This is a genomic window from Kitasatospora cystarginea (assembly GCF_039533515.1).
Lineage (GTDB): Bacteria > Actinomycetota > Actinomycetes > Streptomycetales > Streptomycetaceae > Kitasatospora > Kitasatospora cystarginea.
In genome coordinates this window covers 17,685-38,317 of the sequence record NZ_BAAATR010000044.1, presented here as the reverse complement: position 1 = coordinate 38,317, position 20,633 = coordinate 17,685, and the positions used below count along the sequence as shown (strand labels likewise).

The 20,633-nt window shown below is 71.4% G+C and carries 19 protein-coding genes; 6 read left to right on the top strand and 13 right to left on the bottom strand.

Going from position 1 to position 20,633, the window contains the following annotated elements; all coding sequences use genetic code 11:
- Nucleotides 1-297 precede the first annotated feature (297 nt).
- A complete protein-coding gene (locus ABD369_RS33375; protein ID WP_344640364.1) occupies nt 298-2,709 on the top strand; it encodes a D-alanyl-D-alanine carboxypeptidase family protein in 2,412 nt (803 codons plus the stop codon).
- Nucleotides 2,710-2,908: 199 nt separating this feature from the next.
- On the opposite strand, the gene ABD369_RS33370 is transcribed toward ABD369_RS33375, so the two are convergent.
- Nucleotides 2,909-3,910 carry a DUF2278 family protein gene (locus tag ABD369_RS33370; protein WP_344640363.1) on the bottom strand — a complete coding sequence of 334 codons (1,002 nt, stop codon included), beginning with the start codon at nt 3,908-3,910 and terminating at the stop codon, nt 2,909-2,911.
- A gap of 308 nt (nt 3,911-4,218) precedes the next feature.
- On the opposite strand from ABD369_RS33370, the gene ABD369_RS33365 reads away from it, so the two are divergent.
- The 3 genes from ABD369_RS33365 to ABD369_RS33355 all read left to right on the top strand — a co-directional run bounded on the left by ABD369_RS33365 (nt 4,219) and on the right by ABD369_RS33355 (nt 7,504).
- Entirely contained in the window at nt 4,219-5,022 is an 804-nt protein-coding gene (locus ABD369_RS33365; protein WP_344640362.1) for a DUF6424 family protein, read from the top strand.
- Between the two features lie 453 nt (nt 5,023-5,475).
- A complete protein-coding gene (locus ABD369_RS33360; RefSeq protein ID WP_344640361.1) occupies nt 5,476-6,876 on the top strand; it encodes a S8 family serine peptidase in 1,401 nt (466 codons plus the stop codon).
- Nucleotides 6,877-7,129: 253 nt separating this feature from the next.
- A complete protein-coding gene (locus ABD369_RS33355; RefSeq protein ID WP_344640360.1) occupies nt 7,130-7,504 on the top strand; it encodes a hypothetical protein in 375 nt (124 codons plus the stop codon).
- A 62-nt stretch (nt 7,505-7,566) separates the two neighbouring features.
- On the opposite strand, the gene ABD369_RS33350 is transcribed toward ABD369_RS33355, so the two are convergent.
- Nucleotides 7,567-8,199 (bottom strand): hypothetical protein, encoded by a 633-nt coding sequence (locus ABD369_RS33350; protein ID WP_344640359.1) that lies wholly within the window; start codon nt 8,197-8,199, stop codon nt 7,567-7,569.
- A gap of 179 nt (nt 8,200-8,378) precedes the next feature.
- Between ABD369_RS33350 and ABD369_RS33345 the strand changes: the two genes are divergently transcribed.
- Entirely contained in the window at nt 8,379-8,843 is a 465-nt protein-coding gene (locus tag ABD369_RS33345; protein WP_344640358.1) for a hypothetical protein, read from the top strand.
- Nucleotides 8,844-8,940: 97 nt separating this feature from the next.
- On the opposite strand, the gene ABD369_RS33340 is transcribed toward ABD369_RS33345, so the two are convergent.
- Nucleotides 8,941-9,270, bottom strand: a complete 330-nt coding sequence (locus tag ABD369_RS33340) for a hypothetical protein (protein ID WP_344640357.1) — start codon at nt 9,268-9,270, stop codon at nt 8,941-8,943.
- Between the two features lie 142 nt (nt 9,271-9,412).
- On the opposite strand from ABD369_RS33340, the gene ABD369_RS33335 reads away from it, so the two are divergent.
- The gene (locus ABD369_RS33335) at nt 9,413-9,619 is read left to right on the top strand and encodes a DUF1737 domain-containing protein (protein ID WP_344640356.1); all 207 of its coding nucleotides are present in this window, start codon (nt 9,413-9,415) and stop codon (nt 9,617-9,619) included.
- A gap of 142 nt (nt 9,620-9,761) precedes the next feature.
- On the opposite strand, the gene ABD369_RS33330 is transcribed toward ABD369_RS33335, so the two are convergent.
- From ABD369_RS33330 to ABD369_RS33285, 10 genes are all read right to left on the bottom strand, one after another.
- Nucleotides 9,762-10,784, bottom strand: coding sequence for an alcohol dehydrogenase (locus ABD369_RS33330; RefSeq protein WP_344640355.1), 1,023 nt, complete (start codon nt 10,782-10,784; stop codon nt 9,762-9,764).
- A gap of 24 nt (nt 10,785-10,808) precedes the next feature.
- Complete coding sequence (locus ABD369_RS33325) at nt 10,809-11,390, bottom strand: class I SAM-dependent methyltransferase (RefSeq protein ID WP_344640396.1); 582 nt, start codon at nt 11,388-11,390, stop codon at nt 10,809-10,811.
- A gap of 124 nt (nt 11,391-11,514) precedes the next feature.
- Complete coding sequence (locus ABD369_RS33320; protein ID WP_344640354.1) at nt 11,515-11,859, bottom strand: VOC family protein; 345 nt, start codon at nt 11,857-11,859, stop codon at nt 11,515-11,517.
- Between the two features lie 121 nt (nt 11,860-11,980).
- A complete protein-coding gene (locus ABD369_RS33315; RefSeq protein ID WP_425557831.1) occupies nt 11,981-12,952 on the bottom strand; it encodes a cytochrome c oxidase assembly protein in 972 nt (323 codons plus the stop codon).
- A 245-nt stretch (nt 12,953-13,197) separates the two neighbouring features.
- A complete protein-coding gene (locus ABD369_RS33310; protein WP_344640352.1) occupies nt 13,198-14,913 on the bottom strand; it encodes a hypothetical protein in 1,716 nt (571 codons plus the stop codon).
- Complete coding sequence (locus ABD369_RS33305; protein WP_344640351.1) at nt 14,910-15,644, bottom strand: ABC transporter ATP-binding protein; 735 nt, start codon at nt 15,642-15,644, stop codon at nt 14,910-14,912. The genes ABD369_RS33310 and ABD369_RS33305 overlap by 4 nt, the downstream gene beginning before the upstream one ends.
- Nucleotides 15,645-15,853: 209 nt before the next feature.
- Nucleotides 15,854-16,654 (bottom strand): thioesterase family protein, encoded by an 801-nt coding sequence (locus ABD369_RS33300; protein ID WP_344640350.1) that lies wholly within the window; start codon nt 16,652-16,654, stop codon nt 15,854-15,856.
- 246 nt (nt 16,655-16,900) lie between these two features.
- A complete protein-coding gene (locus tag ABD369_RS33295; protein ID WP_344640349.1) occupies nt 16,901-17,926 on the bottom strand; it encodes a 6-phosphofructokinase in 1,026 nt (341 codons plus the stop codon).
- Between the two features lie 362 nt (nt 17,927-18,288).
- A complete protein-coding gene (locus tag ABD369_RS33290) occupies nt 18,289-19,017 on the bottom strand; it encodes a type 1 glutamine amidotransferase (protein WP_344640395.1) in 729 nt (242 codons plus the stop codon).
- A 317-nt stretch (nt 19,018-19,334) separates the two neighbouring features.
- Complete coding sequence (locus tag ABD369_RS33285; protein WP_344640348.1) at nt 19,335-20,597, bottom strand: MurT ligase domain-containing protein; 1,263 nt, start codon at nt 20,595-20,597, stop codon at nt 19,335-19,337.
- Between the last annotated feature and the right edge of the window lie 36 nt (nt 20,598-20,633).

Below are 20,633 nucleotides of genomic sequence, written 5' to 3'. Positions count from 1 at the left end.
GGCTGGTCACCCGGACCCGGGAACGCTACCGCGCCGTCCGGGATCTGCTCGCCCGCGCTCTCTCCGTCTCACGGACCGCCCGGGTCCACGGTCGGGGTGCGCCGGTTCGTCGATGCCGGGGGACGGCCCTCTCGGCGGAACCGTTCGGCAGGTGGATATCGTCTGCCGGACAGGTGGAACAGCGGAACGCCCGCTGACGGGGACCGGTACGTTACACGTGCACCGGGACCGTCCACCTGAATATCGGTGATGGGGCGTCGTCGGTGGCGGCCTCGATGGATGCGTACGGAGAACTGGGTGACTGGCAAGGCCCTCGGCTGGGCGGAGCAGGAGTTGTCGGGGGAGACGGCCGGGGGGACGGAACCACCGACTGCGGCGCGGCGCAAGCCGCTGCCGCAGACCGGCAAGGCAGTGACCACCCCTGACACCGGGCCGGCCGAGGACGATTCGACGGCGGACGACGCACACCGGCTCCCGGTCGACGAGGGGGCCGCAGCCGACAGTGACACTCCGCCTGCCGGCTCGGCTGCCCCTGAGGCCGCGCCCGCTGCGTCGAAGACGCGGACGCAGACCGCGTCGAAGGGGCCGAACGGCGCAGCGGGCAGCCCGATGCGGCGTGCCGAGACCACCGGTCCGACGAGTGAGACGGAACCCGCCGCACCCGCCCGCACGGAACAGGCTGCTGACCTCGCCGAGGATTCGGCGGATGTCGAGGACTCAGCCGATGCCGAGGAGCCGGCCGACGCCGAAGATGCGGTTACCGCCGAGAACTCGGTCGCCGCCAAGGACTCGGCCGATGCCGAAGATGCGGTTGCCGCCGAGGACTCGGCTGATGCCGAAGATGCGGTTGCCGCCGAGGACTCGGCTGATGCCGAAGATGCGGTTGCCGCCGAGGACTCGGCTGATGCCGAAGAAGCGGTTGCCGCCGAGGACTCGGCTGATGCCGAAGATGCGGCTACCGCCGAGGACCCGGCCGACGCCAAGGACTCGGGCGCGTCTGAAGACACGGACGGTGCCGCCGAGGTGGCTTCCCCGGACGCTGCCGCTTCGGTCGAGCGAACGGCGCCCGCCACTCCCGAGGCGAGCCCCACAGGAGCGCCGGACGAGCCGGCCGAGGCCACCGTGCGGATCGCCAAGCCCGCCGGGCTCCCGACCCGGCCGGCGGACACCCCGAAGCCCGCCGATACGCCTGCCAAGAGCACACCCGCCAAGAGCGCGTCTGCCGGAGACACGCCCGCCAAGGAGACACTGGCCGGGGCGAGGGATCGCACCGAGTCCGCCCAGGCGTCCGCCGGTTCCGGCAGCGACACCACGATGAAGCTGTCCGTCCCCCGCAGGCCCGGCGCTGCCCGGGAAGCGGGCACCGGGCGACCCACCGAGCCCGAGCGGACCCGGGAGCAGCCGGTGCCGCCCGTTCCGGCGGAAGAGCCCCTGAAGGTGCTCGCCGAGCTGACGAACACGCCTCCGCCGCCGCAGACCTTCTGGCGAACCGTCCTGCGCCGGGTGAAGATCTGGACCCCGTTGGTCGTGCTGCTGGCGATCGTCTTCTGCGCCGTGCAGATGCTGCGCCCACTGCCGAAGACGGTACTGGTGATGAGCGGCGCGCCGTCCTACACGTTCGCCGGCGGCCCGTTGGCCCCTGCCTGGCCGAGCGAGGGCGAGGCGGCAGTGGAGGTCGAGGGCGTGGGCAGCCTGGGGACGTACGGCGAGCAGAAGCCGGTGCCGACCGCCAGCATGGCCAAGGTGATGACCGCCTACGTCGTGCTGCGCGACCACCCGCTCAAGGGCGATGCCCCCGGCCCGGACATCACCGTGGACGCACAGGCGACCAAGGAGTCCAACAACCAGGACGAGTCGAGGGCAGGGGTCGGCGAGGGCCAGCACTTCACGGAGCATCAGATGCTGGAGCTGATGCTGATCCCGTCGAGCAACAACATCGCCCGCCTGCTCGGCCGGTGGGATGCGGGGAGCGATGAGGCGTTCGTGAAGAAGATGAACGCCGCCGCCCGGCAGCTCGGCATGAACGACACCACGTACACCGACCCCAGCGGCCTGGACGCCGGCACCCGCAGCACCGCCGTCGACCAGCTCAAGCTGGCCGGTGCCGCGATGCAGGATCCGGTGTTCCGCGCGGTGGTCGCGACACCGAACACGACCATCGACGGTGTTCCGGACCGGCTCTTCAACAACAACAACGACCTGGTCAACCCGGGTGTCATCGGTATCAAAACCGGGTCGAGCACGGCGGCGGGCGGCAATCTGATGTGGGCCGCGCAGCAGACCGCGGACGGCAGGAAGCAGCTGATCCTGGGCGTTGTGATGGGCCAGCAGAGCGGCTTCTCTCCCGACGCGAGCCTCAACAAGGCGCTGACGGTCAGCCAGAAGCTCATCACCCAGGTGCAGAAGGCCCTGACCTCGGCCACCGTCCTCAAGAAGGGCGAGGCGGTCGGCTATGTCGACGACGGATTGGGCGGCAGGGCCCCGGTGGTCGCAGCCGCCGATCTGACGATGGTCGGCTGGCCCGGCATGAAGACGCAGCTGACGCTGTCCGCAGACGCCAAGGGCGTGCCGCGCAGCGCGAAGGCGGGAACCGTGGTGGGCGTCCTCATCCTCCGGTCCGGGGCGGTGGCGGGCCCCCAGGTGCCGGTGGCCCTGCAGCACGACCTGAGCGTACCGGGCCTCGGTGCGAAGCTGTCCCGCCTCGGCTGAGGCGCCCGGACGGCGGTACCTCGAAGACCTGGGTTGAGGCCCAAGTCCGCTTGGCAGCCGAGCTGTTCGGCGACGGCCGGGACCACGGCCTCCCGGCCGTCGCGGCAGACCGGACCCGGGCGGGCGCCGATGGCGCCCGCCCGGGTCCGGACCGTTCCTGTGTCGGCACCGCGGACGACCGCTGACCGGGGACGACTGCTCAGAAGGTGATGCTGCTCCCTGCGCTGTTGGCCGGCCGTTTGGTGTACGCAACGCCGTGCACCTTGAAGTTCGACGGATCGAGGAGGGTGATCGCACCGCCGTCGGCGCCGAGCCTGAACCCGTCCTGCTCGGCGGAGATCCTGAGGGTTTCGCCCGGCTGAAGCTGCTCCTCGGGGAGCGGAAGCAGGTTCATGTGCTGGTCGCCGAGGCGCCACCCCTGGAGGTTGACGGGCGCGGGGGAGGCGTTGAGGAGTGTGACGGTGGCAGGCGCGGAGGTGGCGGGGTTGGGCACGGCGGCCACGATCCGTACCTGCTCCTGGCCAGGGGTGATGGGCCGGACCGGAGCGAGGGCGTGGCCGGTTCCGTCGTCGGTGTGCCACGACTGGGACTGGAAGGCCAGGAAGACGGCGACCCACCGATTCTCGGAGGGCAGGCGGATGAGGAGGCCGCCGTCCTGCCAGACCCCGTCGTCAGCGACCCACTGCCCACTGTTGCCCTGGTTCATGTGGATGTCGTGGACACCGCTCCTGGCGCCGAAGCCGAGCGCCTTGTCAGACAGCTGCTCGGTGGGCCATCGCTGGCCGAAGGCGTAGATGCACGCGGCCGGTTCGTCGATCGCACGTTGGACGTAGTGGTCGATCAGGTCCTCCAGGTCGTTGTCGGCCCCTGGGAGGTCGGGCGGGAGCGTGCGCATGAGGGCGGGGTCGAAGAGGTTGCCGCGGATGAAGTCGAGGCTCGCGGTACCGGGCTGCGACGGCTCCCTGGTCCATCCGCTGCCGGCTTCCGGCAGCAACTGCGTCAGCGGATGGCGGAAGTCGGCATCAACCAGGTACAGAAGGTCAGACGGTGTCTGCTGGGACTTGACGTTCACCGCGACGCGATAGTCGACGCCGCTGTCGTCGCGCAGGTGGATCTGGTAGTGAGGCGTGGGGACACTATCTCCCTCGCGGCGCCGTTCGATGGCTCTGGCAGCGAGCACGCCGTAGTCGTTCAGGGGCATCTGTGGTCCTCTCGGGCTGAATCAGCGGGTCCCCGCCCGGCGCGCTACGGGTGGCACACGGATCCGACTCCGTCGCGGCGACCCGGCCTTCGCTCCCCGTTATCGCCGATCGGCCACCCGCCGGAGCGGAGGATCGCCGACGTTCACCCACCCGAGCGGAGTTCCCGGTACCGGCGCCCTGCGGGCCATTTCGCGGACGGGCACACCTTGACCCGTCGCGACACCAGGCGCAGGCTGGAGATACAAGGTAAACGTAGTTAGTACGCTTATGTAGAACGTATACAAATTTATAAGGGAGGGAGGGCCCCATGCCTCCCATTGCGAGGGGCGATCCGACCCAGTCCCACACCGAGGCCGAGAAGCTCGGTTGGACCATCAACATCCCCGGGCATCCACCCCGGACGGACTCCCCGGAGTACGACGCCGCCCGCACCGAGCTGCACAAGCTGGTCGGCACCCTGGCGCAGCCGTTCTACGGGCCCGAACCGGTCGAGGACCACCACGGTGGGGGGCTCTGGCTCAAGGACGACGACGGCTGGTTCGTCGTCCGCAACCTCGCCGGAATCGAGTGGTCCGCGCAATTCTGCGCCGACCCGGCCAAGGTCGATCTGCTGCGGCAGAACGCCAAACGCCTTTACGCGTTCTGTCCGGACGCCGTGAAGGAACTCGGAATCGAAGACCTCCTGAACACGAAGATCACCGACGCCGCCGGAGTCCAGCGCTGGACCGACTCGATCTGCAACGCCAGCATGCCGCTGCCGCACGACGTGCACTCCGCCGAACTGCCGCAGGGCGGTGGGGTCCACCACTACCCGAGCCCGATCACCGAGATCGTGTTCTTCAAGGAGGACGACTTCCAACTGTGGGTCACCGACGAGGGGGGCCATGCCGTGGCCGTGGCCCCGGTGGCCGAGCGCGGTTCGGGTGATGGCCGGGTCCAGGTGCTCTACGCGCCGGACCAGTCCGCGCTGCGTTCCCGGTTGGACCGGGCGCAGGGCCGCGGAGACGTCCTACTGCTCGACGCGGACCACCCGGTCGCCCAGGCGGCGTTCGCGCGGCAGTACGGCAAGGCGGCCGCCAGGACACCCGATCCGCCGCGTACGGCCGCGTGAGCCGGCATGTGATCAGGTACACGGGCCGACGAGCCGCAGGCGGCCCCGGGCCGGACGTCGTCGAGGCCGCGGTCGAGCTGCGGGACGGTGACCGGCGACACCTGGATGCCCCGCTCCGGTGGTGCGGCGAGTGCCGGCTCGACGTCCTGCCGGTGGCCGTCGGTGCGCATCGGCCCGGCAGCGTGGTTCCGGGAGGCGTTCGGGAACCTCCGTCGCAGACCACTCGCACATCCCCGGGTACTGCTGGTACCGGATCCCTCCGTGCGGGCCGTGCGGTCCGTCGCCGTGATGCCGGTCCCAGACTCCGTATCCGCGACCGCTGTTCCCCGGGCAGCCGCGCCCGGGACGATCCGATGAGGAGACATGATGCTTCCCAAGATCACGAGGAATGGGCAGCCTCCCCCTGACCTGGTGTTCGGCTATGTGTCGGCACAGTCGCAGGGCGGCGTTCCGATGACCGAGGCAACCGAGTTCGACTCGGCCAGGCCGTTCCACGCCGACGAGAACACCCGCGCCCGCGCCAAGGAGCGCGCGCTGGCGGCCGGACTCACGGTCACCGCCGAGAGCCGGCTGGGTTTCACCGTCTGCGGACCGCCCGCCGCGTACGAGGAGTTGACCGGTGGCCGGATCGAGTCGTACGAGGTGCTGCAGCGGGTGCAGAACGGGCGCCTGCGCTACGTGACCCACCTCGACGTCGTGGGCGACGGCCAGCCCGCGGATCTGGGCGTGGGCGCAGTGCGGGACACGGACGCGATCGAGGCCGTCGTGCTGGAGCAGCCGCGTTCGCCGTACCGGCTGTCACCGGCCGCCCAGGCGCCGAACGTGAGCAAGTACCACCTCCGGCTCCCGGGCGATGTGGCCATGCTGCTCGGCGCCACGGCGGCACAGCAGCAGGGCGCGCTGGGCGGAGGTGTCGTGGTCGCCATGGTCGACACCGGACACTACGCGCACACCTACTTCGCCCTTCAGGGCTACCGCATCGACCCCGTCGTCACCGTGGTGCCGGGGACCAATCCGGCCGAGGATCCGATCGGGCACGGTACCGGGGAGTCGGCCAACGTCTTCGCCGTCGCCCCGGGTGCGACGCTGCGGTTCTACCGCGCGAGCAACTCCAGTGGTCAACTGACCAGCGCGATGGCCGGGTTCCTCCGGGCGAAGGGCGACCACCCGCAGGTGCTCACCAACTCCTGGGGCGGCGACCTCGACTACCCTCCTCCGGATCCGATGCCGCCCGCCTCCTCCCGCGTCTGGGTCCTGGAGATCACCGATGCCGTGCAGCAGGGCATCGTGGTGGTGTTCTCCGCAGGAAACGGCCACTTCTCGATCGAGCCGCAGATCCCCGGGGTCATCGCGGCCGGAGGCGTGTTCGTCGGTCCCGGGCTCGTCCTGCAGGCCTCCGACTACGCGAGCGGATACGCCAGTCCGTGGTTCGACGGTGAGATCGTGCCCACCGTCTGCGGCCTGGTGGGAATGCTGCCGCGAGCGCAGTACCTGATGCTCCCGATCCCACCCGGCTGCGAGCTCGACGTCGAGGAGAGCCAGCCGAGCGACGGCCAGTTCCCGGACACCCCCGACGGCACCAGGTCGGACGACGGCTGGGCGCTGTTCTCGGGCACCTCGGCGGCCGCGCCGCAGATCGCCGGCGCCGCGGCGGTGCTCCTGGGTGCCGGCGGCCGTCCGGGCCTCACCGTCCAACAGCTCACCGAGGCGCTGGTCAAGACGGCGACCGACGTCACCGTCGGCCACAACCATCCGCGGTTCAACAATCCGGCCGGGCCCGGCCCCGACGAGGCCACCGGTCCGGGACTGGCGAACGTGGGTGAGGCCCTGAAGTACGTCCGGACGCACTTCTGACCGGCCGCCCGGCGATCACCAAAGGGGCGGCGACATGCAGTGGGGTCGCCTCCCCGTAGCCGAGTGGAGCCGGGGCGACTCGTGGGCACACCCAGGTCCGGCGATGAGGAACCCCACTGCCTGATGCCGCCAACGGAACGGGTCGGCACGGGAGTTGGCGTGATGCAGTATGTTCGAATCGGCTTGAACGGCCTGAACCTGCGGATCTGGGACGCCGTCGCGAGCGGCGATCGTGTGACCGCGCAGGCGAAGCGTGAGCGGTCGCCTGGGCCAGGCGCACGCCCTGCTCAAGGGCGCCTTCATGCGGGCGACCGTCAACTACGGCTTCTCCCCGATCCGGGTGCTGTTCGCGCTCGGCCTCCTGGAGGTGGCGGGCGGCGTCCTGTTCTCCATGCTCCGGGACGACATCCACCTCACCAGCACGGCGGCCTCGGCCCACCAGGTGTTCCAGCCCTGGCTGTACACCCTGGACCTCCTGCTGCCCGTCGTGAACCTGCACCAGCGCGATTTGGTGGTCGCCCACAGCGCGGCCATGTGGTGCTCCACCGGCTTCACCATCGTCGGCTGGGCGCTCGGCACGGCACTGGTGGTCGGCGTGGGCAGCGCGCTCAAGGGCGCGGACCGCTGAGGTGCCCGGCGTGGCGTGAGGAGGTGGATCCCCCCCAGGCTGAGCAGGGACGACTCGCCCACTCAGAGGTTGACGCAGTAGACGAACGGGACGCTGCTCGTGGTCCGCCCCGACGTCAGGTCGATCGCACGGACCTGGGAGTTCGGTCTTCCGGGAGCACACGGTCCGGGGAAACCGGTGACGAGGCCGAAGCTGCCGCCGGCGAATCCGGAGTTCCCGGTGGCCGTGACCGTCCAGGACCTCTGGGTCGCGCCGGTGACCACGATGCGGACCTTGCCGTTCACATTGAAGTGGTCACCGCTGATCTTGAGCGTGCCGTTCCCCGAGGTCGTCCACACCCGTACCGCCAGCCGCCGGTCGTCGGCCTGCTGGTTGTCCGACTGCGCCTGCGCGCGCGCCTTCACCGTCACGCACGTGAGGTCGTCGGCACCCCACCCCACGCGCCAGACGTAGCCCTCCCTGCAGTAGCCGTTCGGGAGGGTCCGGCCGGGCGCCAGACTGTTGTCGGTGGCGGTGTCGGCGCGTGTCTGCGGTGTGACGCACACGAGGTCACTGGCCCGTGCGACGCGCCAGACGTATCCCTGTCTGCAGGTGTTCGGTCCGTAGTCCTGAGCGCCGGCGGTCTGCGGTGCGATCGCGCCGGCGCCGATCATGACAGCAGCGGCTATCGCCGTGGTCGTACATCGCCTGGTCATGGCCTTACCTCCCCGGATGGGGTCGCTATAGGTCTATCGTCCGGCTGCGGCGAGGGAGCATCAAATCCTGTGGATCGGCGGTACCGGCAGACCGTGTCCCGGAGGCGTCGCAGCGAGGTTTCATCCGCCAGGCGCAGGCAGGCGTGCGCGATGGTGCGGTGAGGTGTACAGGTGGAACTGTGCGCACGAGACCGCCCCAACGCCGCGGAGGATTCTCCTGGTTCACCGTAGAACACCTCCCCCTCCCGCTCGGGAAGACCCTTCTGGTCGCCAAGCACCTCGGGTTTCTCGCGGTCATGGCCTTCCTGGGGCTCTCGCTGACCGACCCGCCGAGCGGGGCACCAGGACTTGGCGGCGGCATCACCGGCCTTGCCGTCGGAGGACTGGGCTCGGTCGTCAATCCGCTCTGGGGTGCAGCCTCGAAGAAGTTCGACCAGGACATCAGCAGGATTCTCACGACGACGCTCTCGTTCCTCACCTTCGTGTCGCCCGTCGGCATCGGCGTCTGGGCCGCGATCGAGGTCTTCCGGACTCCTTCCCCGGCAACTGCCCAAGCCGTGCTGGTCGCCGCTGTCGCGGGGTTCAGCGGCCTTTCCCTGGACACCAGCAACGTCACGCACCCGGACAGTCAGTCCGCCAAGTAGCCCACCGAGCGCGCGGCTCGACGATGCAGGCCGGCTTCAGTACGGCTTCACCCTTCAGCCGACCGTTCGTCAGCCGCCCCGAGGTGCTGGTGCAGAGTCAAGTCCTTTGCGGGATTGCGGAGATCACCTGCACACCACGGGGTAGTGGTCCGAGAGATCGGTGCAGGTGTAGCCGTGGCCCCGACTGGTCACCGTCGGCCAGGTCAGCACGTGCAGCGGCGCGGCCGTGACGGGCGCGGTCTCGGCGGGCCGCCCGGGCGGCGGGGGAGATGGCGATCGGGCCGATCACGGCGGCGGCGGCGAAGGTGACCGCGGCGATGCGCGAGATGCGGCGGGCACGGGAGCCGAGATGGGCACGGGAGTTGGGCACCGGGTCTCCGAGGACGGTGGCGAGGGCTCGCCGGGCGACGAGATGTTGTGCAGTCAACTCGGCCCTGATAGCCGCCTTCAAGGGGGGCAGCGGCTCGGGTGGGACTGAGCCCGGAACGGGCCTACGACTTTGGGAGCGATTGAGGCCGGGTGCCAGCCCGCTGGGTCGGTAGGTGGATGCGTCTGGGATCCTGCTCCTCATGAGCACACCGCCAGACGGACTGCCCGTCTACCGAATCTTGACCGGACCGGACGACGCCACGTTCTGCCACCGTGTGAGCGAAATGATTGCTCTTGGCTACGAACTACACGAAGGCCCCGCCGTCACCTTCAACGGTGAGAGCGTCATCGTCGCCCAGGCGCTGGTCTGGCCGGCGCGGTCACATGGACGTGGTGAGCAGCAGTAGTCGCGATCGGCTCGTGACGTGAGAAGGGCCGTACGGGTTGGGTGAGTTGTGGCGCTTACCCGGGCCCTTGCGGCCTGTTCCCGTCCTGCCCTGTCCGGGGTCTCCCGCGCACACTTCGGCGTGACACCGTTCGTCCCGGCTGTCAACCGGTGGTGAGCACCATGCGGAAGCGGGCGGCGCCGGAGAGCATCTTCTGGTAGGCCTCGTCGGCCTGGTCCAGCGGTCTGGTCTCGATCATCGGGTGGATGTCGTGCAGGGCGCTGAAGGCCATGGTGTCCTGCACGTCCTGGGCGGTGCCGGAGGCGTGGCCGCGGACGGTCCTGGCCCGCATGATGAGCTGGGCCGGGTTGATGCCCAGCGGGTCGGCGGTCGCGCCGATGACCACCAGCTCGCCGCGGTGGGCCAGTCCGTCCACGGTCGCGGTGATGGCGTCGGAGTTGGCGGCGGTGGCCAGGACGACCTTGGCGCCGCCGAGGGACTGCAGGGCGTCCGCGACGGACGTGTCCGCGGTGCTGTCGACGTAGTGGTGTGCGCCGAGCTGCTTGGCGAAGTCGGCCTTGCCGGCGCCACGCGCGATTGCCACGGTCTCGAAGCCCATGGCGACCGCGAACCGTACGCCCAGGTGGCCCAGGCCGCCGAGGCCGAGTACCGCGACCAGGTCGCCCGGGCGGGCCGGGCTGCGGCGCAGTCCGTTGAACGTGGTCACGCCCGCACAGGCCATGGGGCCGGCGTCGGTGGCCGCCAGCCCGTCGGGAATCCGGGCCAGGGCGTCCACGGGGGCGATCACCTTCTCCGCGAAGCCGCCGTCGTAGGTCCAGCCGGGGACCTTCAGGTTCTCGCACACGATGAAGTCGCCCTGGCGGCAGGGGGTGCAGCGATGGCAGCTGCCGCCGAACCAGCCCACCGCGACCCGGTCGCCCACCTGCCAGCGCTCCTGCGTCCCCTCGCCCAGCTCCTCGATGCGCCCGGCGATCTCATGCCCGGGGACCAGTGGGAACCGGACGCCCGGCAGCGCCGCGTTGACGAACATGGCATCGCTGTGGCAGATCCCGCAGGCCTCCACGGCGATCCGTACCTGGTGACGGCCGGGCTGTGGTACCTCCCGCTCGACGATCTCGAACGCCTGGCCGACGGCGGCCACCTGCGCGGCTCGATAGGTGCTCATGCTGGCTCACTCCCGGTGCTGGAACTACGTCTCCCAGCACCAGCACACCAGCCCCGGCCCGATCCCGCGCGTTGCGGTCGGCGGGAGAGAGCCGGGTCTCCGTGCATGCCAGGCCATCGGCTGCTCACTGAACGAAGGAATGAGGTGGTTGTCCGTGAACAGGAATGCCGCCCGGCCGGTCAGGAGGTGGCCACCCAGATGGTCCAGTGGTCCCGCTCGCGGATCGGCCCCCGGGGCAGCCGGGCCGTGATGCGGTCGGCCAGCCCGGTCAGTTGGGCGTCGGTCAGCTCGTGCAGTATCGACCGGCCGGTGCGGGCCAGCAGGTCGGCTCGGACCTCCTCCGGGCCGGCGTACTCCCGGCTCCAGCAGGCCGGGGAAGAACTCGAAGAACCATCCGCGCAGGTGGTCGGCCGACCCGGGGCGGCGGACGTCCTCGATCGTCCGGTCCTGCACGATCAGCGTCCCGCCCGGAGCGAGCACCCGGCGGGCCTCCCGGAAGGCAGTCGGCAGATCGTCCAGGTGGTGCACCAGGGCCCGTTCGAAGACGATGTCAGCGCTGCCGTCGGGCAGGCCGGTCTCCTCCGCCCTGCCCTGTCGGAACGTCAGATCGGCCAGTCCGGCGCAGTGCTCGCGCGCCGCCGAGACCGTGCGGCTGCTGCTCGGGAGGTTCGCGGACGACTGGCGGGTGGCACCGCTGCCCGGGTATCCGGCCCTCGGCTGAGCGGGGCGTTCAGCCGCGCGGGGTGAAGACGCAGAACTCGTTGCCCTCGGGGTCCGCCAGGACGTCCCACTCGATGTCGCCGCCGCGCTCGCGGATCAGCGTGGCCCCGAGGGCGAGGAGTTCGGCGGTGTCGCCGAAGACGTCCAGGTGCATGCGGTTCTTGACGGCCTTGGGCTCCGTGACCGGGTTGACCCAGATCAGCGGGCCCGCGCCGGCCGGATCCTCGATCGGGACGGAGTCGGAGGGCTGGTGGCTGCCGGGGCGGCGGACGTAGCCGATGGCGGTGCACCACCAGTCGGCGAGGGCCTGGTGGTCGTTGGCGTCCAGGCACAGATCCTTGAAGCGGGCGGGCATCGCGGCAAACCTCCGAAGAGCTGATCATCAGTCAGGGCAAGGGTGCAATACCCCTTGGAGTGCGACGAAACCCCGCCCCTGGCAGCGGTTTCCAGGGACGGGGCTCCGGATGTGGGCCGGCTCAGCCGGCGTCGGCGGCCGGCTTGGCGCCGCGCCTCTCCAGCGAAGCGAGGTAGGCGTTGTAGGCGTTCAGCTCGGCGTCGCCGTCGCGGTCGGCGGCCCGGTCACGGCGGCGCGCCTGCCGCTCCTCGGACTTGGCCCACTGCAGGGTCAGCGCGATCAGCACGATCGCGGTCGGGATCTCACCGAAGGCCCAGGTGATGCCGCCCGCGAGCTTCTGGTCGGAGAGCAGGTCGGTGCCGGCCGGGGCGCCCTCGGCGGTGAAGGTGGTCACCAGCGGGTGGCTGGCCATCATCACCGCCACGCCGAAGAAGGCGTGGAACGGCATCCCCATGAACAGCTCGATGATCCGAATCACGAAGCCGGGGCGGTGCGGCCCCGGGTCCACGCCCATGATCGGCCAGAAGAAGAACATCCCGACCGCCAGGAAGTGCACCATCATCGCGATGTGCCCGAGCCGGTACTGCATCAGATAGTCGAAGAGCGGGGTGAAGTACAGGCCGTAGAGGCTGGCGATGAACATCGGGATGGTGAACGCCGGGTGCGAGACCACCCGGATGTACCGGCTGTGCAGCAGCGCCACCAGCAGTTCGCGCGGCCCCCGCCCGCTGCCCTTGCGGGCCGGGCGCAGTGAGCGGAGCGCCAGCGTGATCGGCCCGCCCAGCAGCAGCAGGATGGGGGAGAGCATGGAGAGCACCATGTGCTGGATCATGTGCGCACTGAACAGCACCATGCCGTAGTCGTTCAGCCCGGTGCTGGTGACCAGCAGGATGGAGCCGATGCCGGCCGTCCAGGCGACGGTGCGGCCGATCGGCCAGCGGTCCCCGCGCCGGGCCAGCCGGACCACGCCTGCGACGTACAGCGCGATCGCCAGCAGCCCGCCGATCAGGAAGGGCCAGTCCGGCGACCAGCTCAGCACGTTGTCGAGGTTGAACGGCCCCGGCGTGCCCATGCCCCCGTGGTGATGGTGCATCCCTGCCATGCCGTCGCCCATCGGCGCGTCCCGCTTTCCCTCGTCCGTCCGGCCGTGCCGGCCTGATCGAGGTCCGGTTCGTCCGATTTCTTCGGCCTCTAGCCTAGGCGGGCCTTACGCCCCGCCCGCAGTCGACCCCCGTCCGGGAGGTCCGGGCCACCTGGTGTGTGGGCCGGACCACCGACCGGGGACGATCGCCTGTCGGAGGGGCCGCCCATCCGGCGCGGGCGCATCCCGGCAGCTGCTCAGCCGCCGGCCGGGCGCGCCTGCCCGGGCAGCGCCCGGGCCCGGCCCCAGGCCCAGCGCAGCAGTCCCGCCGCCAGGACCAGTGCCCACAGCACCGCGATGCCGACCTGGGCCGGAGCCGTGCCGCGCAGTGCCGTCGCGAACGGCACGGTCAGCACCAGCACCGCCACCGCCGGTCCGGCCGCGTACCAGGCCGCGAAGACCGCCGGGCCCGTCCCGCCGCCGGCCCCCTGCTTGGGCGAGTACATGAGGTCCTGGCGGCTGGCGCCGCGGCAGGCGTTCACCAGCCCGGCCCCGACCAGGGCCGGCACCACGGCGGGCGCCAGCCAGACCGTCGCTGCGCCACCGGACAGGAGCAGTACCAGCGAGCAGGCCAGCCCCAGCAGGACGCCGAGCAGCGTCGGCACGACCGCGTGCCGCAGCATCAGCCCGGACACGGGGTACGGGGACCAGGAGGCCCGGCGGATGTCGTCCGTCTCGACCCGGGCGGGTTCGAGCAGCTGGGCTATGGCGAGGTAGCCGAGAACCAGGGCCGCCGCCGTGGCCGCCAGGGAGGGTATGCCGCGCAGCCCGTGGGCGAGCACGCCGCACAGCAGCGCCGGCACCGTGAGCACCACGGCACGGCCCAGCCGGGCGGGGGAGCGCAGCAGCGCGAGGGCGTCCCGCCAGGGGACCACCAACCAGGGGCGGCGCGGCACGGGTAGCCGGACCCGAAGCCGCCGGCTGCCGCCCGAGGCCTCGGTCACCGCCAGCCGCGCGGCGCGCAGCTCGACCGTCCGCAGCGCGGCCAGCACCCCGGCCGCGGCCCGGGCCCGCTCCCGCAGCCGGTGCAGCGGTACGCTCGCGGCGGCCCGGTCGGCGAGCACCAGGCAGGCCACCGTGGGTACGACCAGCAGCCCGGCGGCCACCCAGGCGCCGGGTACCGCGGCTCGGGTCGGCGCCAGCGCGGCGATTCCGGCCCAACCCCACGGGCCCGACCAGAGCTCCAACCGCTCCAGCCAGCCGACCCGGTGACCGGCGGCGGCCAACGCGCTCTGCGTGCCGAGCGCCACCACCAGCACCGTCGCGTACGGAGTGAGCCGCCGCACCCAGCGCGCCGCCCGGTCGCTGCGCTCCACCAGCAGCCCGGCGCAGGTGGCCAACAGCGGCAGGCAGGCCCCGCCAGCCAGGCACCAGCCGAGCGCGGCGGGCAGGGGTACCCGGGCGGTCAGTCCCAGCGCGACCATGCCCCCGCAAGCCGTCACCAGGCCCGGGAAGAGCACCAGGGCGCAGGACAGCCAGAACCACGGCCGGAGCACCGGGTGGGGGCGGACCGGGTGGGCGAGCAGCCAGTCGGCCGTCGCCCGGGGCGGGACGACAGGCCCCCGCCAGAGCCCGTCGCGGACCAACAGCAGGACGGTGGCGAGTCCGACCGCGGCGATGCCGCTGGGCATGGCGGCGAGCAGGGCGGGGCCGTGGGCGGTGTAGTCGGTGCCCATCGAGGCCTGGATGAACATGCCGAGGCTGGGGATGGCGCCCCAGACGACCAGGACCAGCAGTACGCAGTAGAGCGCGTAGCCGATCTGGCCGGCCCGGCGGCGGCGGTGCGGCGCACGCATCTCGCGCAGCAGCGCCAGCGTCTCGTCGGTCCAGTCGTCGTCGGCGGTCCACTCGGCGGGGATGTCCTCCGCCGGTTCGTCGAGCGGCTCCACCGCGGCCAGGTCGGCGCCGCTCACCGGGCGCTCGCCGAGCCGGTGCCGAGGCTCTCCAGGACCTTGCCGGGCGGGCCCTGGGAGACGATCCGACCGTCCTCGAGCACCACCACCCGGTCGGCGATCTCCCTCGCGAGGTCGGTGTGGTGGGTGACCAGCAGTACCGCCACGCCGTCCGCGAGCTCGGCCCGCAGCAGTTCGGCGAGCCGTCGGCGGGCCTCCGGGTCCAGCCGCTGCTCCGGTTCGTCCAGCAGCAGCAGGTCGCGCGGCCGGACCAGGGCGCAGGCCAGCAGCAGCGCCTGCATCTGGCCGGAGGAGAGCGCCGAGGGCAGGGCGTCGGCCCGCTCGGTGAGCAGTCGGTCGGCCAGTACCTGCTCCACCCACTCCCGGGCGTCGGCGACCCCGTGGGCGGCCGCGACCAGCAGCAGGTGCTCGCGCACCGTGAGGTCCGGGTAGCAGGCGACCGTGTCGCCGACCATGGCGACCCGGGCCCGGATCCGGGGATCGTTCTCGTCCATCGCAAGCCCGTCGAAGCGGACCGTGCCCTTTGTCGGCAGGTCGCGCCCGGCCGCGATCCGCAGCAGGGTGGACTTGCCCGAGCCGTTGTGGCCGAGCAGCGCGATGCACTCGCCGGCCGCCAGCGCCAGGTCGACGGGGTGCAGTACCTCCCGCTCGCCGTAGGAACGGCGCACTCCGGTCAGTTGGAGCAGCGGCTTCCGCGCCCGGGCGCGCGGTTCAGCGGGGATCTTGGCCATAGGGGCGCAGCCTTTCGACGTGAACGTCCGATCACAGTATCGGCCGTCCGTCCGCCCTCCGGAGGCCCACCTCGCCTCGGGACGGCTCCGGCACCGTCCATCCGTCCGCGTTCCGCCGTCGGGACACGGCCGGGGACTGCTGCCGACGCATGACCGTGACCGCTGCCGACGCATGACCGTGACCGCCGCCCGCAGCCGAGCGGGCCCGCTCAGCGACGGTGCACCAGCAGGCTCTGCGCGGAGCGGGCGACCGGTCCGTGCTCGTCGTGGAGCATGGCGCAGGTCAGGCCCGCGTGACCGGGACCGAGTTCGGTGTCCGCGTCCAGGCACAGCCACTCGCCAGCCGGCGGGCGCAGCAGGTGAAGCGTCAACTCCGGTGGTACGAAGCCGTACTGGCGGATGTCCAGCACGGCGCTGACGCCGTTCGCCGAGTCCGCGCACAGTACGGTCCGCTGGGTCGGCGACATCGGCTCGTCGGGAAGCAGTGGGATCCTGGGGCGCAGCCAGACCGCCGCCGGACCGAGCGTTTCGTACCCGCCGTGGACGAAGGACCATTCGACCGACTCCAGGAAGCCGCACCGCCAGTGGTCCGGAACTTCCGGTGGTGCCCCCGGAGCCTGCGGCCGGGGTGACGGCGGCTTCTGCGCACTGCCGGTGTCGATCGGGACGTCCTCGGGGGCGGGCTGTACGCCCCACCCGGCGGCGAGGGCCACCACCCGTCCCTCGGTGAGGAGTTCGGCGCGCACCAGGCGTACCCGCCGGCCCGGCCGCTCGACTTCCGCGCGGACCGTCAGCGGCCGCAGCGGCACCGGCCCGAGTATGTCGAACGAGATCCGGGCCAGCGGCAGGTCGTCGCCCGCGCATCGCTCCAACTCCCGGGTGAGCAGCGCCCCGGGCGGCCCGAAGTGCTGGAACTCCGGGTTCCACGGCCCCTGGGTGTGCCCGGTCGGACGGTAGGCGGTGCCGTCCGGGGTGCCGACCTGCTCGAAGTAGGCGTCGGCGTCAGCCATCGGACTCCAGCGTGTTCGGCTTGTCCCGTACGCCGGGCCGGGCGCGGTGCGGCCGCCGGACCGGTGGCGTACTCGTGCGCGGGCAGCCTAGCAGGCGCCGATCACCTGACCCCCGTGTGACCGGGCGACAACTGACGTCAAGTCAATTGGCTCTTGATCGTGTCGAATTGCGCGCACGAATGCGGTGACGGCCGGCCACCCTCCCCGTTTCGGGAGGGTGGCCGGCCGTTTCGGCTGCCGTACGGGTCAGATGACGGTCTCGGCCTCGATGTAGCGGTCGGCCGGGACGGTCTTCAGCTCGGCGACCGCGTCGGCCAGCGGAACCAGCCTGATCTCGGTGCCCTGCAGTGCGGTGATGTGCCCGAAGGCGCCCTTGTGTGCGGCCTCGACGGCGTGCCAGCCGAAGCGGGTGGCGAGCACCCGGTCGTACGCGGTCGGGGTGCCGCCGCGCTGGGTGTGGCCGAGGATCACCGGGCGGGCCTCCTTGCCCAGGCGGTGCTCCAGCTCGCGGGAGAGCTGGGTGGCGATGCCGGTGAAGCGCTCGTGGCCGTAGATGTCCTTGGAGCCCTCCTCCCAGTGCATGGTGCCGGGCTCGGGCTTGGCGCCCTCGGCGCAGACCACGATGGCGAACTTCTTCTGCCGGTCGAAGCGTTCGCGCACCACCTCGGTCAGCTTGTCGATGTGGAACGGGCGCTCCGGGACCACGATGGCGTGCGCTCCGGCGGCCATACCGGCGTTGAGCGCGATCCAGCCGGTGTGGCGGCCCATGACCTCGACCACCATGACGCGCTGGTGCGACTCGGCGGTGGTCTTCAGCCGGTCCAGCGCCTCGGTGGCGACCGAGACGGCGGTGTCGAAGCCGAAGGTGACGTCGGTGCAGGCGATGTCGTTGTCGATGGTCTTCGGCACGCCGACCACGGGCAGACCGGCGTCGCTCATCAGCTTGGCGGCCTTCAGCGTGCCCTCGCCGCCGATCGGGATGATCGCGTCGATGCCGAGGTCGCGGCAGTGCCGCTTGGCGCGTTCCACGCCGTCCCGCAGGTGGCTCGGCTGGACCCGCGAGGAGCCCAGGATGGTGCCGCCCTGGGCGAGGATGCCGCTCACCGAGTCGAGGGTCAGCGGGCGGTGGACTCCTTCGAGCAGTCCGCGCCAGCCGTCTTGGAAGCCGATGATCTCGTCACCGTGGTCGACCACCCCCCGGTGGACCACGGAACGGATCACGGCGTTCAGGCCGGGGCAGTCACCGCCGCTGGTGAGCACTCCAATACGCATTGCTTTGCAACTCCCCTGGGGGCATCTCCCAGCCGCCAGGCTGGGGGAAGAACCGGACGGCCGGACTACCACCCGAATCGGACACAATCGGTCGAATCGGGTCAGTGAGCAGCATACGGTTCCTGCGTCCGGCCGGGCAGGCGCCGATGCGGGAGCGGCGCCGTCGGCGCACCCGCGGAGAACTGCGCTGGGCACCGAGGAGGGTTGCGCCCAGAAGACTGTATGAAGAGCCGAACAGCGTGGGCTCGATGTCGTACGGCTGCATTGTCGTACATATGGCGGCGCTTGGGCACCGGCTGACCGCTATCCGGTCAGCCGGTGCCCAAGCGCCGAGATCGCTGCGCTCCTGCGAGGTGAGGAGGTCAGGCGGGCTGGCCGGCCGCGGCGATCCGCTCGGCGCGCAGCGCGTCGTACCAGGTGGTGTCGGCCGGCGGCAGGGCGCTCACGTCCAGCGCCAGCTTGATCAGCATGTCGGCGACCAGCGGGTTGCGAGCCATCACGGGTCCGTGCATGTAGGTGCCGAAGACGGTGTCCCGCCAGGCGCCCTCGGTGCCGTCCCCGGTGCCGTTGCCGCGGCCGACCTGGACGTTCGCGAAGGGGGAGACGCCCTGGCCGAGGTGGGTGACACCCTGGTGGTTCTCGAAGCCGGTCAGCTGCGGCAGGCCCAGGCGCGGGTCCACCTCGGCGAGCACGTCGCCGACGCAACGGGCGCCCTCGCCGCGGGTGGTCCGGACGTCCAGCAGGCCAAGGCCCGGCTCGCGCTCGCCGAGGTCGTTGATGAACTCGTGGCCGAGGATCTGGTACCCGGCGCAGACCGCGAAGATGATCGCGCCGTTCTCGGCGGCCCGGACCAGCCCGGAGTCGTTGCGCAGCCGCTCGGCCGCCAGCCGCTGCGGACGGTCCTCACCGCCGCCGATCAGGTAGATGTCACCGCTGGTCGGCACGGCCTGGTCGGAGCGGACGTCGATGCGCTGCACCCCGAGTCCGCGCTGGCGGGCCCGGCGCTCCACGACCAGGGCGTTGCCCCGGTCGCCGTAGGTGCTGAGCAGGTCGGGGTAGACCCAGACCAGGCGCAGGCTGCTCTCACTCATCCGGGGAGACCTTCCGTACTGCTGCGGCGCGGGCTGCGGGTCGTAGCCCTGCTGCGCGGGCTGCTGGTCGTACTGCTGCGGCGCGGGCTGCTGCGGGCTGTATCCCTGCTGCGCGGGCTGCGGGTCGTAGCCCTGCTGCGGGTAGCCCTGCTGCTCGGGCTGCTGCGGGTAGCCCTGCTGGGCCGGCTGCTGCGGGTAGCCCTGCTGGGCCGGCTGCTGCGGGTAGCCCTGCTGGGCCGGTTGCTGCGGGTTGTAGCCCTGCTGCGGGTAGCCCTGTTGCGGGTTGTACTGCTGGGGGTTTCCGGTCGGGTACGACATCAGTTGGCCACCGCCTTGCGCAGCTGCTGGAACGCGGTGTAGTTGGCGATCGCCTCGATCCGTCCGGGCGGCGCCGCCTGGACGGCCTGGTCAAGCGAGTCGACCACCTGGAACTGCAGGCCCGCGACCTCCAGGCGGACGGCCAGGTCCAGCTTGCGCTGGCCCATCACGAAGATCGGGTGGCCGGCCAGGCGCTCGTAGTCCACGTCCCAGAGCCAGGAGGTGTCGGTGCCGTCGGCGTCCAGCGCGTTCACCGAGAGGATCACCGGGGCGGGCGGGCCGTCGATCAGCGAGAAGGTCTCAAGCCAGCCGGCCGGGTTCTTGGCCAGTAGCAGGCGGATGTCGCGGCCCTGGTAGGACACCACGTCGTAGCGGCCCGCGACCGCCGCCACCGACTGCATCCGCTGCAGGGCGACCTGCGGCGCCACGCCGAACACGGCGGCGACGGCGGCGGAGCTGGTGGCGTTGGCCAGGTTGGCCCGGCCGGGGAGCTGGAGCTGGATCGGCCAGGCGCCGCGCTGCGGGTCGATCACATGGGTGCCCTGGAGCGCCCAGTGCGGCTGCGGACGGCGGAAGCCGCAATCCTGGCAGAACCAGTCGTCGCCGGGGCGCTGCATCACACCACCGCAGGCCGGGCAGGACCAGGCGTCCTCCTTCCACGCCTGGCCGGCGGCCACCCAGACCACCTTGCGGCAGGAGGAGGCGGCCCAGGTCACCAGCGGGTCGTCCGCGTTCGCGATGATCACCGCGTCGGTGTCCTTGAGGCCCTCGCGCCATTTTTCGGCCATCATCCGGGTCTCGGCGGCCCGGTCCAGCTGGTCACGCGAGAGGTTCAGCAGCGCTATCGCCTTCGGGCGGGTGTCGCGGGCGACCCCGGCAAGGTACTTCTCGTCGACCTCGATCACGCCGAACCTGGCGTCCGAGCCACCCGCCAGCGCGGCGGTGATCCCCGCGGGCATGTTGGCACCCAGCGCGTTGGAGACCACTGGGCCGGCGGCGCGCAGGGCCTCGGCGATCAGCCGGGTGGTGGTGGTCTTGCCGTTGGTCGCGCTGACCAGGACCACGTCGAGGTGCTCGGCCAGGGTGGCGAGCAGGTCGGGGTCGAGCTTGAGAGCGACCTTGCCGCCGATCACCGAGCCACTGCCTCGGCCGGCCTTCTGGGAGAGGGCAGCGGCGACCTTGCCTGCCGTCACGGCGAGCTTGGCGCGGGCGGGCAGTGAGGCTTCGCGTGCGGCCGTGGCTTCCGAATCGGTGCCTGGCATGCTCAGTGGTTCCTCCTTGCTGCGGCACCGCCCGGG